The organism is Rhizobium sp. BK176 (genome assembly GCF_024808055.1).
Map to the genome: position 1 here is coordinate 33,761 of NZ_JANUBV010000018.1, position 14,049 is coordinate 47,809.

14 protein-coding genes are annotated in these 14,049 nt (G+C 58.9%); 11 read left to right on the plus strand and 3 right to left on the minus strand.

Features of this window, described 5'->3' with window-relative positions:
* Nucleotides 1-77: 77 nt before the first annotated feature.
* Entirely contained in the window at nucleotides 78-950 is an 873-nt protein-coding gene (locus FHT76_RS32485; protein WP_183757541.1) for a sigma-70 family RNA polymerase sigma factor, read from the minus strand.
* A gap of 108 nt (nucleotides 951-1,058) precedes the next feature.
* On the opposite strand from FHT76_RS32485, the gene FHT76_RS32490 reads away from it, so the two are divergent.
* Nucleotides 1,059-1,517 (plus strand): carboxymuconolactone decarboxylase family protein, encoded by a 459-nt coding sequence (locus FHT76_RS32490; RefSeq protein ID WP_183757542.1) that lies wholly within the window; start codon nucleotides 1,059-1,061, stop codon nucleotides 1,515-1,517.
* 61 nt (nucleotides 1,518-1,578) lie between these two features.
* On the opposite strand, the gene rhaI is transcribed toward FHT76_RS32490, so the two are convergent.
* The gene (gene rhaI, locus FHT76_RS32495) at nucleotides 1,579-2,871 is read right to left on the minus strand and encodes an L-rhamnose catabolism isomerase (protein ID WP_183757543.1); all 1,293 of its coding nucleotides are present in this window, start codon (nucleotides 2,869-2,871) and stop codon (nucleotides 1,579-1,581) included.
* A gap of 81 nt (nucleotides 2,872-2,952) precedes the next feature.
* Here rhaI and FHT76_RS32500 point away from each other — a divergent pair, with 81 nt between their 5' ends.
* On the plus strand, nucleotides 2,953-3,111 hold the full coding sequence (locus FHT76_RS32500; RefSeq protein WP_183757633.1) for a YqaE/Pmp3 family membrane protein: 159 nt from the start codon (nucleotides 2,953-2,955) through the stop codon (nucleotides 3,109-3,111).
* A 3-nt stretch (nucleotides 3,112-3,114) separates the two neighbouring features.
* Here FHT76_RS32500 and FHT76_RS32505 read toward each other — a convergent pair whose 3' ends face one another.
* Nucleotides 3,115-5,211, minus strand: coding sequence for a bifunctional rhamnulose-1-phosphate aldolase/short-chain dehydrogenase (locus FHT76_RS32505; RefSeq protein ID WP_183757544.1), 2,097 nt, complete (start codon nucleotides 5,209-5,211; stop codon nucleotides 3,115-3,117).
* A 199-nt stretch (nucleotides 5,212-5,410) separates the two neighbouring features.
* Here FHT76_RS32505 and FHT76_RS32510 point away from each other — a divergent pair, with 199 nt between their 5' ends.
* The 9 genes from FHT76_RS32510 to FHT76_RS32550 all read left to right on the plus strand — a co-directional run bounded on the left by FHT76_RS32510 (nucleotide 5,411) and on the right by FHT76_RS32550 (nucleotide 13,959).
* Entirely contained in the window at nucleotides 5,411-6,220 is an 810-nt protein-coding gene (locus FHT76_RS32510; protein ID WP_183757545.1) for a DeoR/GlpR family DNA-binding transcription regulator, read from the plus strand.
* A 50-nt stretch (nucleotides 6,221-6,270) separates the two neighbouring features.
* A complete protein-coding gene (gene rhaS, locus FHT76_RS32515; protein ID WP_183757546.1) occupies nucleotides 6,271-7,266 on the plus strand; it encodes a rhamnose ABC transporter substrate-binding protein in 996 nt (331 codons plus the stop codon).
* A gap of 72 nt (nucleotides 7,267-7,338) precedes the next feature.
* Nucleotides 7,339-8,874, plus strand: a complete 1,536-nt coding sequence (locus tag FHT76_RS32520) for a sugar ABC transporter ATP-binding protein (RefSeq protein ID WP_183757547.1) — start codon at nucleotides 7,339-7,341, stop codon at nucleotides 8,872-8,874.
* A gap of 10 nt (nucleotides 8,875-8,884) precedes the next feature.
* Complete coding sequence (locus FHT76_RS32525; protein WP_183757548.1) at nucleotides 8,885-9,886, plus strand: ABC transporter permease; 1,002 nt, start codon at nucleotides 8,885-8,887, stop codon at nucleotides 9,884-9,886.
* The gene (locus FHT76_RS32530) at nucleotides 9,883-10,896 is read left to right on the plus strand and encodes an ABC transporter permease (RefSeq protein WP_183757549.1); all 1,014 of its coding nucleotides are present in this window, start codon (nucleotides 9,883-9,885) and stop codon (nucleotides 10,894-10,896) included. Before FHT76_RS32525 ends, FHT76_RS32530 begins: the two co-directional genes overlap by 4 nt.
* Before the next feature lie 8 nt (nucleotides 10,897-10,904).
* Nucleotides 10,905-11,225 carry an L-rhamnose mutarotase gene (gene rhaM / locus FHT76_RS32535; RefSeq protein ID WP_183757550.1) on the plus strand — a complete coding sequence of 107 codons (321 nt, stop codon included), beginning with the start codon at nucleotides 10,905-10,907 and terminating at the stop codon, nucleotides 11,223-11,225.
* Entirely contained in the window at nucleotides 11,222-12,601 is a 1,380-nt protein-coding gene (locus tag FHT76_RS32540) for an FGGY-family carbohydrate kinase (protein ID WP_183757551.1), read from the plus strand. Before rhaM ends, FHT76_RS32540 begins: the two co-directional genes overlap by 4 nt.
* A gap of 79 nt (nucleotides 12,602-12,680) precedes the next feature.
* Entirely contained in the window at nucleotides 12,681-13,445 is a 765-nt protein-coding gene (locus FHT76_RS32545; protein WP_183757552.1) for a fumarylacetoacetate hydrolase family protein, read from the plus strand.
* Between the two features lie 322 nt (nucleotides 13,446-13,767).
* Nucleotides 13,768-13,959: a hypothetical protein gene (locus FHT76_RS32550; RefSeq protein WP_183757553.1), complete on the plus strand. Its 192-nt coding sequence runs from the start codon at nucleotides 13,768-13,770 to the stop codon at nucleotides 13,957-13,959.
* Nucleotides 13,960-14,049 lie beyond the last annotated feature (90 nt).

The window sequence follows — 14,049 nt, forward strand, 5'->3', positions numbered from 1 at the left end:
ATGTTTCCGGGCGGTTCCCTGCCCCTGTGAGAGTCGCCGCTGCCGCAGCGGCGGCTCTTTGTGTTTGGGCTCACCTGTCAGAACAACTCGTATTCCAGGTTTGAGAGGTAGGCTGGGTCTGCTACGGCATCAATGCCAGCAATCCTTTCCCCCTCGAACGTCATAAGCAGGACGACGCGCAGTTGTCCGCCGACCACAACGACAAATCCGAATTCTCCATCAATTTTTGCCGGCTGCGCTGCCTGGGCCCGACCCTTGAACGTCTCGGCAACTGCATCCGCGCCGCGCAGTTCGCGAACGGAAGGATTGTACCGGATTGCTGCAGCATCTGGGGTGAAGACCACCTGCGGGTCGAGGATCGACAAAAGTGCCTTGATGTCACCGAGCCGCGAGGCTGCAAGGAATGCATTGATGATCTGCTTCTTGCGTGTCGCGTCCGCCTCCGGCATGTCCGTCCTGCCCTGAACGCGGCGGCGGGCGCGACTTGCAAGCTGTCGTGTTGCCGCCGATGAGCGGTTGAGGATCGGCGCAATGTCGTCGAACGGGAGATCGAACATATCGTGTAGCACGAAGGCGACGCGTTCGGCTGGCGCGAGTGTTTCCAGGATCACCAGGAGCGCCAGGCCGACGGAATCTGCAAAGGCGACCTCGCGCTCCGGATCGACCGATTTCGACGTGTCTGCGACGCGTTCGTGCACGGGCCCGTCGAACGGCTCCTCGCGCCTCGCCTTTCTGGAGCGTAGCATGTCCAGGCAAATGCGTGCGACAACGGTCGTCAGCCAGCCGCCGATGTGGCCGATAGCACCGGCATCAGAGCGGCCGAGCCGCAGCCAGGCCTCCTGAACCGCGTCGTCCGCATCCGTGCGCGAGCCGAGTATGCGGGAGGCCACGGCGCTGAGGTGCGCCCTGTTCGCCTCGAATTCCGCCGCCAGCCAATTTTCTTGCATCACTGTCACATTCCTCCAGCCTGTTCCGTCAACTCCATGACGAACCAAACCCGGCCTGTGTGACAACACGGCCGGCGGCGTCATTTCGAAAACACATCAAGGAGAAACGTGATGCAAGCAAGAATGGGAAATCCAGCGGTTGTCGTTCCTGACGCGATGCAGGCCCTGCAGGCTCTGGCTGCCGTCCCCGCCAAAACAGGTTTGTCGCCAATCCTTCTGGAACTGGTCAATCTGCGCGCCAGCCAGATCAATGGATGCAGCGTCTGCATTGACGGACATCCGCGCATCGCCAAGAAGGCGGGCGAAACCGATGAGCGGCTTTTTGCCGTCAGCGCCTGGCGTGATACTCCTTATTTCACGCCGGCTGAACGAGCAGCCCTGGCGCTGACCGAGGCGGTTACCCGCATCAGCGATCGCGCCGACCCGGTACCCGATGATATCTGGAATGAAGCCACGCAGCATTTCGACGGCAAGAGCCTCGCAGCGCTCGTCATCGCCATCGCCAACATCAACGTCTGGAATCGGCTGAACATCGCGACCCGGCAGATAGCCGGCGAATGGAGGCCCTAATGTGAACCGGGTCGCTGTCGCGCCGACAGCGGCCCTTTGAAACGGCCGTGGAACGTGGCGATCAGATGATGCCGCCCCCCCCGGCGGCAGAAGCGGGCCGTTCGGCAGTCACCTTCTTGCGATAGCCGCTCGCCCGGTAGGTCCCGACCGGATCGATCGCACCACCGGCCCGCCGGCGTGCCTCCGAAAGGATCGGCTCGACGTCAGTGCGATAGGCGCGCTTCAGCGTTTCCGTCGCCATCAGCGCGTCGTTTTCGTCCTGGTGTCCAGTCAGCGCCTTGCGGTCGACCAACAGCGCCTGGGCGTAGGCCCGACGGATTTCGTTGGCACTGTTGATGAGGCTTTCGAGCGGATCAGTGACATTGTGCGACTGGTCTATCATATGCGCCGGATTGAAGTCGTTGACCCCACGCTGCTCCGCCTCAACCAGTTCATTGAAAACCAGGAACAGGCGGTAGGGCTCGATCGCACCGGCATCGAGGTCGTCGTCCCCATATTTGGAGTCGTTGAAATGGAAGCCGCCGAGCTTGCCGAACTGGATGAGCCGGGCGACGATCATCTCGATGTTGGTGTTCGGTGCATGGTGGCCAAGGTCGACAAGGCATTGAGCCTTCGGACCGAGCGTCTGGGCGATCAGGTAGTTGGTTCCCCAGTCCTGCACCACCGTCGAATAGAAAGCCGGCTCATACATCTTGTGCTCGGAAAACAGCTTCCAATCGTCCGGCAGCGCCTTGTAAATGTCAGCCATCGCCGCAAGGTAGCGCTCGAATGCTTTCGTGAAGTTGCTCTGGCCCGGGAAATTCGAGCCGTCGCCGATCCAGACGGTCAGTGCCTTGGACCCGATCGCCTTTCCGATCTCGATGCATTCGATGTTGTGTTCGACGGCCTGAGCACGGGTCGCCGCATCCGTGTGGCTCAGTGAGCCGTACTTGTAGGAATGCGCCTGGCCGGGTGAATCGGAGAAGGTGTTGGAATTCATCGCGTCGAAGCCGAGGCCAAGCGCATCGCCCTTCGCCTTCAGTTCCCTCGGATCGGCCTTGTCCCACGGGATATGCAAGGACACGTTTGGTGTCGCGCGTGTCAGCTCATTGATGACGGAGCAGTCGTCCAGCTTGTCGAAGATACCGCGCGGCTCGCCGGTGCCCGGAAAGCGGGCAAACCTGGTGCCACCGGTACCGACACCCCAGGATGGAACGGCGACGAAGAACTCGGACACCTTGCGTGTTATGGTTTCGATGTCGACGCCGCGCCGCGCCAAATTGGCCCCAAGGGCCTCGTAGTCCGACTGGAGCGCTGCTGCACGCTTGTCATTTTCCTGCGCGATAAGATCCTGCGCGATCCTGGTATCGGCCATTCTTTCCTCCCTTGCCGCAACGAACCAACGGCTCCTGTCCGCGTTCACCTGCGTGGAATGCTACTCATGAACGAGGCGGCCGTGGACATCATTCGAATTCTTCTCGCGATCATCCTGCCGCCTCTAGGCGTCTTTCTGCAGGTCGGTCTCGGCCTGCACTTCTGGCTGAATATTTTGCTGACGCTCTGCGGCTACGTTCCGGGGATCATCCACGCAATATGGGTGATCCTGCGGAAATAGCGATCAGCGCGGGAAGCTCTGCGCATTGCCAGCATCGACGTTGATGATGTTGCCGGTGGACTTTGCCGAGAGATCGGATGCCAGGAAGTAGATTGCCTCGGCGATGTCCTCCGGGAAGACATTCAGCTTCAACATTGAACGCTTGCGGTAGTGCTCCTCAAGTTCCCCGATCTCGATCTTGGAGGACGCTGCACGCTGTTCGCGCCACTCTCCACTCCAGATCTTCGAGCCACGAAGCACCGCATCCGGATTGACGGTATTGACGCGAATGCCGGCTTCTGCGCCCTCGAGCGCCAGGCAACGGGCAAGATGGATCTCGGCGGCCTTTGCCGTGCAGTAGGCGGCCGCATTCGGCGAGGAAGCCAGGCCGTTCTTTGACCCGACAAAGACGACATTGCCCCCGAGGTTCTGCCTGCGGAACAGACGGAAGGCCTCACGCGATACAAGGAAGTAGCCAGTTGACAGGATATCCATGTTCTTGTTCCACATCGAAAGCTCCGTGCTTTCGATCGGCGCCGACGAAGCAATGCCGGCATTCGACACCAGGATATCAATTCCACCGAACTCGACGCAGGCTTCGGCGAATGAGGATATAACAGCATCTTCGCTGGTCACGTCGAGCCTCAGGCTGCGGACGGCGTCACCTCCGAACTGCTTCGAAAACTCGACTCGCGTGCTTTCGAGCGCGTCTTGATCGATATCGGCCAATACGACGCAGGCACCCTCTCCGATCAGTCGGGTGGCTGTCGCGCGACCAATGCCGCCGGCGCCGCCGGTGACGAAGGCAACTTTCCCTGCAAGGCTCTTCGGCTTCGGCATCCGCTGAAGCTTGGCCTCTTCGAGGAGCCAGTACTCGATGTCGAACGCTTCCTGCTCGGGCAGCCCCTGATATTCCGAAACCGTTGATGCCCCCCGCATGACATTGATGGCATTGACGTAGAATTCACTGGCAATGCGAGCCGTCGCCTTGTCCCGTGCGAATGACAGCATTCCAACGCCTGGAACAAGGAATATGACGGGATTTGCGTCGCGCATGGCTGGCGAATTGTCGTGCTTGCAGTCGTTGTAGTACCGCGCATAGTCGGCTCGATAATCCTCGAGCGCCTTGTCAAGGCCAGAAACGACGGCATCGATATCCGGCTTTGCCGGATCAAACGCGACGATCAACGGACGGATCTTGGTCCGCAGGAAGTGATCGGGGCAGCTCGTACCGAGGGCCCCAAGCGGCTGCAGGTTCCTGGAATTTACGAATTCGAGGACAGCATCCTGGTCATCGAAGTGACCAAGCTTGCGCTCAGCCTGGCCAATCCGGCCGCGAATTTCAGGCATCAGCCGGGCGGCGATGGCGCGACGCTGGTCAGCCGGCAGACTCTCTGTCGATTGGCCGCCGAAGATCGCTTTGCCCTCGGTCTTTTCGGCAAACCATCCGATCGCTTTGTTGATGATATCGAGCGTCAGCTCGTAGCAAGCCTTTGCATCATTTGCCCATGTGAAGAGACCATGGCTCTCCAGCACGACACCGCGCGCGTTCGGATTTGCCCTGACGAACTCTTCCAGGTCGAGCCCGAGCTGGAAACCGGGGCGGCGCCACGGAAGCCAGCCGATGTCGTCACCGAAGATCTGTTTCGTCAATTCCCGGGAGTTTTTGGAGGCAGCAATCGCGATGATGGCGTCCGGATGCATGTGGTCGACATGCGTGAACGGTACGAAACCATGCAGCGGTGTATCTATGGACGCTGCGCGGCCGTTGAGATTGTAGGTGCAGTGCGGAAGGAACCCAACCATGCGATCTTCATCCTCGACCCCCTTGTAGATCCCTTTGAGCGAATCGAGCTTGTCCTGGTAGAGAGTCGCAAAGCCGTCGAGCTTGATGGTGCCGACATCGCCGCCAGAACCCTTGACCCAGAGGATCTTGACGTTTTCGCCGGTCAGCGGGTCGGTCTCCATGACCTTGGCGGAGGTGTTGCCGCCGCCATAATTGGTGATGCGCTTGTCGGCGCCGAGCAGATTGGAGCGATACAGCAGCTTTCCAGGCTCATCGAGGCCTGCCGCGTATGAGTCGTCCCAACGGTTATCAAGAAGCCGGACGGTTGCCGCCATGTCATCCTCCCATGTGAAATTTATTGGTGCGCGAACGAACTGTGCGCTCCCTTGTGCTGACGATATCGCTCATGAAAGCAGACATTGTCAATCGAAAACGATCAAATCCGATTATGTTGCAGCGCAATATGAAATTATATGATCGTTTTTGATTGACAGATTTTCATAACTGCGAAATAAGCAGGTTAGGAGGAACCCCATGCACGAACGCGAACGCCATCGCATCATCTTGAGCGCCGTTCAGGAAAAGTCGGTCGTCACAGTTCAGGATATCTCTGAACTGACCGAAGCTTCCGAGGCGACGATCCGGCGTGACATTGCAGCGCTGCATGTGCAGGGAAAAATCCGCCGCGTCCGCGGTGGCGCAGAGGCCGTGCATCCGCCGCAACTCGGAAATCTTGCGGGCCGCCCTTTCAGAGTTTCGGAATCGGTCAACATCGATAAGAAACGCTCAATTGCCCGAGCAGCTGTCGATCTTTGCGATCCCGGTGACGCCATCATCATCAACGGCGGGACGACCACGTTTCAGATGGTGCATTTCATGGCCGCGCATCGCATGCAGGTCATGACCAACTCGTTTGCAATCGCCGAGCACCTGGTCAAGCATTCAAAGAACACGGTTACCGTTCCCGGCGGTGTGATCTACCGCGAGCAGAGCCTCATCCTGTCACCATTCGACAATGATGCGATCCGCAATTTCTACGCCCGACGTTTCTTCATCGGTGCGCAGGGCGTTGGCCCCCTTGGGGTTATGGAATCGGATGCGCAGATCATACAAAGCGAGCAAAAGCTGATGCACCAGGCCGACGAGCTCGTCGTCATGGTCGATTCCAGCAAGTTTCATCGCCGGTCGAGCCTCATTCTGTGTCCGCTTGAGCGTGTTTCAACGATCATTACCGACGACGGCGTTCCAGAGGAGTCCGTTCGGATGATCGAGGATGCAGGCATCAAGCTCGTAATCGCGAGCACGGTTTCGCAAGCGAAGGGGAATTCCTCGTCGGTCGCTTGAGTGGCGCCGCAAGGATGTAGCAAGTCTTATTAACGTGGGAGGATGAAAGCATGAAACTCGCAAAAACACTGGCAGTGGGCGTCGCCTTTGCCGTCGCCCTGATGGCAGGCGCAGCAAGCGCCAAGGACGTCAAGATCGGTCTGGTCGTGAAGTCGCTCGGCAACGGCTTCTTTGAAGCCGCCAACAAGGGCGCGCAGGAAGCTGCCAAGGAGCTGGGCGGCGTGGAGGTGATCTACACGGGCCCGACCTCGACGACCGCAGAAGGCCAGATCGAAGTCATCAACTCGCTGATCGCCCAGGGCGTTGACGCGATTGCCATCTCCGCCAACGACCCGGACGCCGTTGTACCGGCACTCAAGAAAGCCAAGCAGCGCGGCATCATGGTCATCTCCTGGGATTCCGGTGTCAACAAGGACGGCCGCATCCTGCAGCTCAACCCCTCGTCCAACGAGCTGATCGGCAAGATGTGCCTGACGCTCGCCAAGGACCATCTTGATGGCGGCAAGGGCGACTTCGCAATCCTGTCTGCAACCACCACCTCGACGAACCAGAACATCTGGATCGACCAGATGAAGAAGCAGCTCAAGGACTTCCCGGGTCTCAACCTTGTTACGACAGTTTACGGCGACGATCTGTCTGACAAGTCCTATCGCGAAGCCGAAGGCCTGCTGAAATCCAACCCGAACGTCAAGGTCATCGTCGCACCGACGACGGTCGGCGTTCTGGCTGCCTCCAAGGTTGTCGAAGACAAGGGCCTCATCGGCAAGGTTTACGTGACCGGCCTTGGCCTGCCGTCTGAAATGGCAGGAGCGATCAAGTCGGGTGCGACGAAGGAATTTGCCATCTGGAACCCGATCGACCTCGGTTACTCCGCAACGCAGATCGCCTATCACCTCGTAAAGGGTGATGCGACCGGAAAGCCGGGCACGGAAATCGAAGCTGGCCGCATGGGCAAGATCAAGATCGACGACAAGGGCGAAGCCGCAATGTCCGATCCATTCGTCTACAACGCTTCGAACATCGACCAGTTCTCGAAGGTTTTCTAGTCGCACTCCAACAAGCAAAAACCCGGCGGTTCGCGCCGCCGGGACTTTTCACCTGAACGCTGGTAAACGCTGATGAACACTGCCCTCCAACAATCCGTCGCGGGTATCAAGGCGGACGAGGTGCCCGCGATCCTGGAAATGCGCGGGATTTCGCAGATCTTCCCCGGCGTGAAGGCGCTCGATAACGTCAGCATCGCGCTCTATCCCGGCAAGGTCACTGCCCTGATCGGCGAAAACGGTGCCGGCAAGTCGACACTCGTCAAGATCCTGACAGGCATTTACCGGCCGAACGAAGGCGAGATCATCGTCGATGGAAAGGTCATGACCTTCGCCAGCGCACAGACCGCCATCGACGTCGGCGTGACCGCCATTCATCAGGAGACCGTTCTTTTCGACGAACTGACGGTTGCCGAGAACATATTTCTCGGCCATGCGCCGCGAACAAGGCTCCGCACGATCGACTGGAAACTGATGAACAGTCGCTCGAAGGAATTACTGCATTCCCTTGAAAGCAATATCGATCCGACGATCCGGCTGAAGGATCTCTCGATTGCGCAGCGTCATCTTGTTGCCATTGCCCGGGCACTCTCGATCGAGGCGCGCATCGTCATCATGGACGAACCGACGGCGGCCCTCTCGCGAAAGGAAATCGACGACCTGTTCCGCATCGTCAAGGGGCTGAAAGCGCAAGGCAAGGCGATCCTCTTCATCAGTCACAAGTTCGACGAGCTCTACGAAATTGCCGACAACTTCGTGGTCTTCCGCGACGGACGTGCAGTTGGCCACGGCCAACTCAAGCAGACGCCCCAGGATGATATCGTTCGACTTATGGTTGGTCGCGATGTCGAGAATGCCTTTCCGAAGATCGATGTGACGATCGGCGGCCCGGTGCTTCAGGTCGAGAAGTACTGTCATCAGACAGAGTTCCGCGATATCTCCTTTACCCTGCGCAAGGGCGAAATCCTGGGTGTCTACGGGTTGATCGGTGCTGGCCGGTCCGAGCTCTGCCAATCTCTCTTCGGTATTACCACGCCCGCCTCGGGACGACTTTCGCTCGAAGGTCAGGAAATTGCGATCCGCTCGCCACTCGACGCGATCAGCGCAGGTATCGTCTATGTTCCCGAGGAGCGCGGTCGTCACGGACTGGCGCTGCCCATGCCGATCTACCAAAACATGACTCTTCCCTCACTCGCTCGCACCTCGCGCAAGGGCTTCCTGAAAGCCGCGAACGAATTTGCACTGGCGCGCAAATATGCCGAGCGCCTGGATTTGCGCGCTGCTGCCCTTTCGGTTCCTGTCGGGACCCTGTCGGGAGGAAACCAGCAGAAGGTTGTGATCGGCAAATGGCTCGCCACCATGCCGAAGGTGATCATTCTCGACGAACCCACCAAGGGCATCGACATCGGCTCGAAGGCTGCCGTGCACGGCTTTATCAGCGAACTCGCCGCCGAAGGGCTGTCGATCATCATGATCTCGTCCGAGCTGCCTGAAATCATTGGAATGTCCGACCGGGTCCTGGTCATGAAAGAAGGCCTGATGGCCGGTCTTTTCGAGCGCAGGGACCTCACGCCGGAAACGCTGGTTCGCGCCGCGACCGGAAACGCTTGAGGTAATCGGAATGTCCAGACTTCTGAAAAAACGAGAAACCCTTCTTTTCGTCATCATTGCGGTCATGGTCGCGATCTTCTCGACGAGAGCCCAGGATTTCGCTACGCCCGGTAACCTCGCTGCTATCTTCAACGACACGTCGATTCTCATCATCCTGGCGCTCGCGCAGATGACGGTCATCCTGACGAAGTCGATCGACCTTTCAGTCGCCGCAAACCTGGCCTTTACGGGCATGGCCGTTGCGATGATGAATGCCGCCTACCCTGACTTGCCCCTGGTCGCCCTGATCCTAGCTGCGATCCTGATTGGAGCATTTCTCGGTGCCATCAACGGCTTTCTCGTCTGGGCGCTTGAGATCCCGCCAATTGTCGTGACCCTTGGCACGCTAACGATCTACCGCGGCATGGCCTTTGTCCTGTCGGGCGGAGAATGGGTCAATGCCCACCAGATGACGCCGACGTTCCTGAATGTGCCGCGCACTGTTGTCCTCGGCTTGCCGGTTCTCAGCTGGGCTGCGATCATCATCGTCTGCCTGATCTACGTCCTCCTTAAACATACCCCGTTTGGCCGCTCCACCTATGCCGCCGGAGGCAATCCGACGGCGGCGGTCTATGCCGGCGTCGACGTGGGCTGGACGAAATTCCTCGCGTTCGTCCTGTCGGGCGCGCTTGCCGGCCTCGCCAGCTATCTCTGGGTGTCCCGTTATGCGGTTGCCTATGTGGATATCGCCAATGGCTTCGAGCTTGACAGCGTTGCTGCCTGCGTCATTGGCGGGATTTCGATCGCCGGGGGTGTCGGATCAGTCATTGGCACGGTGCTCGGTGCGCTTTTCCTTGGCGTCATCAAGAATGCGCTACCGGTGATCGGTATCTCGCCGTTCACGCAAATGGCGATTTCAGGCACCGTCATCATCCTGGCCGTTGCCTTCAACGCAAGGCGCGAACGCAATCGTGGTCGCATCATCCTTCGAGACAAGGCTGCGGGAGAGACCCCAGCAGAGGTTGCAGCATGAGCACCGTCCTTTTTACGCCGGGTGAAAAGCGGGTCATTCCCGATCGCCTCGGCACACCGTTCAAGCGCGTCATTTCGAGCTGGGAGGTCTTGCTCTTTGGCGTCGCCGTACTGATTTTCATCTTCAATTGCGTGGCATCGCCCTACTTTCTTGATGCCTGGAACCTCTCGGATGCGACCTTTAACTTTACCGAAAAGGCAATGATTGCCTTTGCGATGGCGTTGCTGGTCATCGCCGGCGAGATCGATCTGTCGGTCGCCGCCATCATCGCACTTGCCTCGACCGCCATGGGTGCGGCCGCCCAGCTTGGCGTCGGCGCGCCCGGGCTCGTAGTCATCGGCATCGTCGTCGGGCTGGTCTGTGGCATGTTCAACGGCTTCCTCGTCTCGGTCATGAAACTGCCGTCGATCGTCGTGACGATCGGGACGATGAGCCTCTTCCGCGGGATCTCCTACATCGTCCTCGGAGACCAGGCCTACGGCGGTTACCCGGAAGAGTTCGCCTTCTTCGGCCAGGGCTATGTGTTCTGGGTGTTCTCCTTTGAATTCGTCCTCTTCATCGTGCTGGCGATCGCATTCTCGATCCTGCTGCATGCGACGAATTTTGGCCGCCAGGTCTATACGATCGGCAACAATGATTTCGCCGCCCGCTTTTCCGGCATCCCCGTCGAGCGGGTGAAATTCATTCTCTTCGTCCTGACTGGCGTGATGAGCGGGATTGCCGCGGTCTGCCTGACGTCGCGGCTCGGCTCGACCCGTCCCTCTATCGCACAGGGTTGGGAGCTCGAAGTCGTTACCATGGTGGTTCTCGGGGGTGTTTCCATTCTCGGCGGCTCCGGCAAGATCGGCGGTGTCGTAATCGCTGCCTTTGTCATGGGCCTGGTGACCTTCGGCCTCGGACTTCTCAATGTTCCGGGTATCGTAATGTCTATCTTCATTGGCCTGCTCCTCATCATCACGATCGCGATTCCAATCGTTGCACGACGCATCAAGACCATGAGCTCGAAGTGAGTGGACAAATGACGATCGAAAAGCACGCCTTCAAGATGACGCTCAATCCGGGAATGGAAGCCGAATACAGGAAACGGCATGACGAAATTTGGCCGGAGCTGGTCGAATTGCTGCATCAATCCGGGGCGAGCGACTACTCGATCCACCTCGATCGGGAGACAAATACGCTGTTCGGCGTGCTGAGCCGTCGTGCCGACCATACGATGACGAGCCTGCCCGACCATCCCGTGATGAAAAGATGGTGGGCGCATATGGCTGACATCATGGCTACCAATCCTGACAATTCGCCGGTCCAGAGTGATCTCGTTACCGTCTTTCACATGCCATGACCACGCAGGATTTCAGATACGTCGCTGTTTTCGATATCGGCAAGACCAACGCCAAGGTTGTAGTGCTCGACAGTGCATCGGGTGCGGAAATCGCGGTGGCGAAGACACCGAATACGGTCCTGAGGCACGGTCTCTATCCACATTATGATGTTGACGGTCTCTGGGCCTTCGCGATCAGGGCGCTCCGATCCTTTGCAAAAACACCGGGTTTCGATGCAATTTCTGTCACGACGCACGGGGCATCTGCAGCTCTCCTCGACGCAACCGGCACTCTTGCCATGCCCGTGCTCGACTACGAGCACGACTATCCCGAAGAGATCAGCAAAGCCTATGCGCGCCTGCGCCCTGCCTTCGAGGAGACCTATTCACCGCATCAGATGATGGGGCTGAATGTTGGAGCGCAACTGCATTACCAGAAGACCAACTTTCCTGACGAATTCGCAAACGTTGCGACAATCGTCACGTACCCCCAATACTGGACGGGGCGACTGGCTGGCGTCTTTTCGAACGAGGTGACATCACTCGGCTGCCATACCGACCTGTGGGATCCCCGTCACGGACGATATTCCTCGCTCGTCGATACGCTTGGCATTCGGGAGCTGATGGCACCGATCCGGTCTGCCTTCGACCCGCTCGGCATGGTCCTCCCTGGTGTCGCGCGGGAGATTGGCCTGCGATCGGATATTCCCGTCTATTGCGGCATCCACGATTCCAACGCCTCCCTGCTCCCGCACCTAGTGGCTCGTGCCGCGCCGTTCGCCGTCGTATCGACCGGAACCTGGGTCGTCACGTTCGGCGTTGGAGGTAACTTCGATCGTCTCGATCCCGGCCGCGATACGCTTGCCAATGTCGATGCCTATGGCCGCGCCGTTCCTTCGTCACGGTTCATGGGAGGCCGCGAGTTCGAAACCATATTACGCGAGATCGGAAGTACCAGCGAAGAATATGTTCGCCGCGCCGTCGAGCACGTGATTTCGGAGGGCGTCATGCTGCTTCCCAATGTCGTGTCGGGCTCCGGTCCGTTTCCGGGCAAAAAGGGCAGATGGCTCAACGCCGAGGGCGCCAGCGCCGAACAACGCTACGCGGCCCTGTGCCTGTATCTTGCTCTGATGAGCCAGACCTGCCTCGACCTCGTCGTCGCAGACGGCCCCGTCATCGTCGAAGGGCCGTTTGCCCTCAACGAAACCTATCTCGTCCTGCTTGCAGCGCTGACCGGGAGGACAATCGTTGCAATTCCCGGATCAACGGGCACGAGCCAAGGCGCGGCGCTGTTGACCGGCATCACCCCCCACCCCGGAACCGAGCGCCGCATCAAGCCGGCCACAATTCCCGGGCTTCTGGACTATCGCCAGAACTGGTATTCTGCCCTGGCATAACTGTCTTTCCATCGAGGCTCTCGCGCCAGCCTTTCTCGGCCGATAAACTCGCGACTCAGATCAAAATGGAGAAGACCACATGGCAGATCCAGCCACCACATTCGATCCACGTGCCCTTGCATCGAAGCTTCACGCGCTGCATCGCGCCGGAGACCAGGCGCCGACCTCGGCTTTCGTCCTCCCCACTGATCTTCGCCATGCAATGGACGTGCAGAATTTTCTGGCAGCCGATGAGGCGATCTCCAGTAATGCTTGGAAGGTAACCGTGTCACCCGATGGGCAGGCGGTCACAGCTCCTCTCCACCCCTATGTTCAGGGTGATTCCGGCGCGCAGATCCCGTGGAAGCGGGGTACGAAGTTCGAGGCGGAGATCGCCGTCCGTCTGGGGCATGATCTTCCGATCCGTGCTGCTGCGGACTACACACGTGCGGACCTCGTCGAGGCAATCGCTGCGGTGCATCTCGGCGCAGAATTTCTTTTGAGCGCCATCGAGGAGAGCGGGAAGGTTTCATTCCTGCTGTTCCTCGCGGACCGCCTCGGCAACAGTGGCTATGTGCTCGGCCCGAACGTTGCGAAATCTGTGATCGACACAGCCAGTGGCACGCCGCTTCTGGTGACGTTGAACGGCCAATCGATCTATGACGCTCCCGCCCAGCATCCAAAGGGCGACGTCCTGTCTTGGCTCCTGGACTATGCGAATGACAAGCTGCGGCCAGCGACATCGCTCAAGGCCGGCGCTGTCATCACCACAGGCACGCTTTGTGGTGCGATCGAGCTTCTTACACCGGGTGACATTGAAATTGTGCTCGATGGAACAACCCGTTTGGGCATGACGATCTCCTGAGGAGAAGAAGATCATGGACGATCGGCGGCTTTAGTCCGCCGCTTGGGCGGAAACGCGATGAAATCAGGGATAGTGGCAAGCAACCCGCCGTGATCGGCACGGCGTGGTATAGGTCGACGGACAACAGTCGACAACCAGAGCCGCGCCGGGTCTCGATCATCAATCGCGACAATGCTGTCTCCGCATCCACGTCGGCGCTGGAGGCAGGGTGCAAGTCGCAGAACACGGCAAAACTTCGTCTCGTGGCTCGATTGCGCCTTGGTCTGGTTGTAGACTGGGTCTGCAAAACGTTCGGTTCAACCTGTTACAATTGGGAAGATACATGCCGAATTTCATCGTAATAACAACGACGCTGGTGACCGCAAGAGATCAGCAGGAAGCCGCCGAAACAGCATTCGCCAAAATCGTCGGGGCCGCAAGCTCAGCCTTCGACGTCAAGACCGAGGAAGGTGAGACAACCCGCGTGGCATTGACGGTAGACCAGCGCAAGAAGTTGCTGAAGACGACCCCCTGATGATGCGGTTGCGCTGATGCTGACTCGAACGGCGCCGCGCTTGATTGAACCGGCGAGCAGTGAATGCCGCAGCTTCCGCTCGCTAACCAT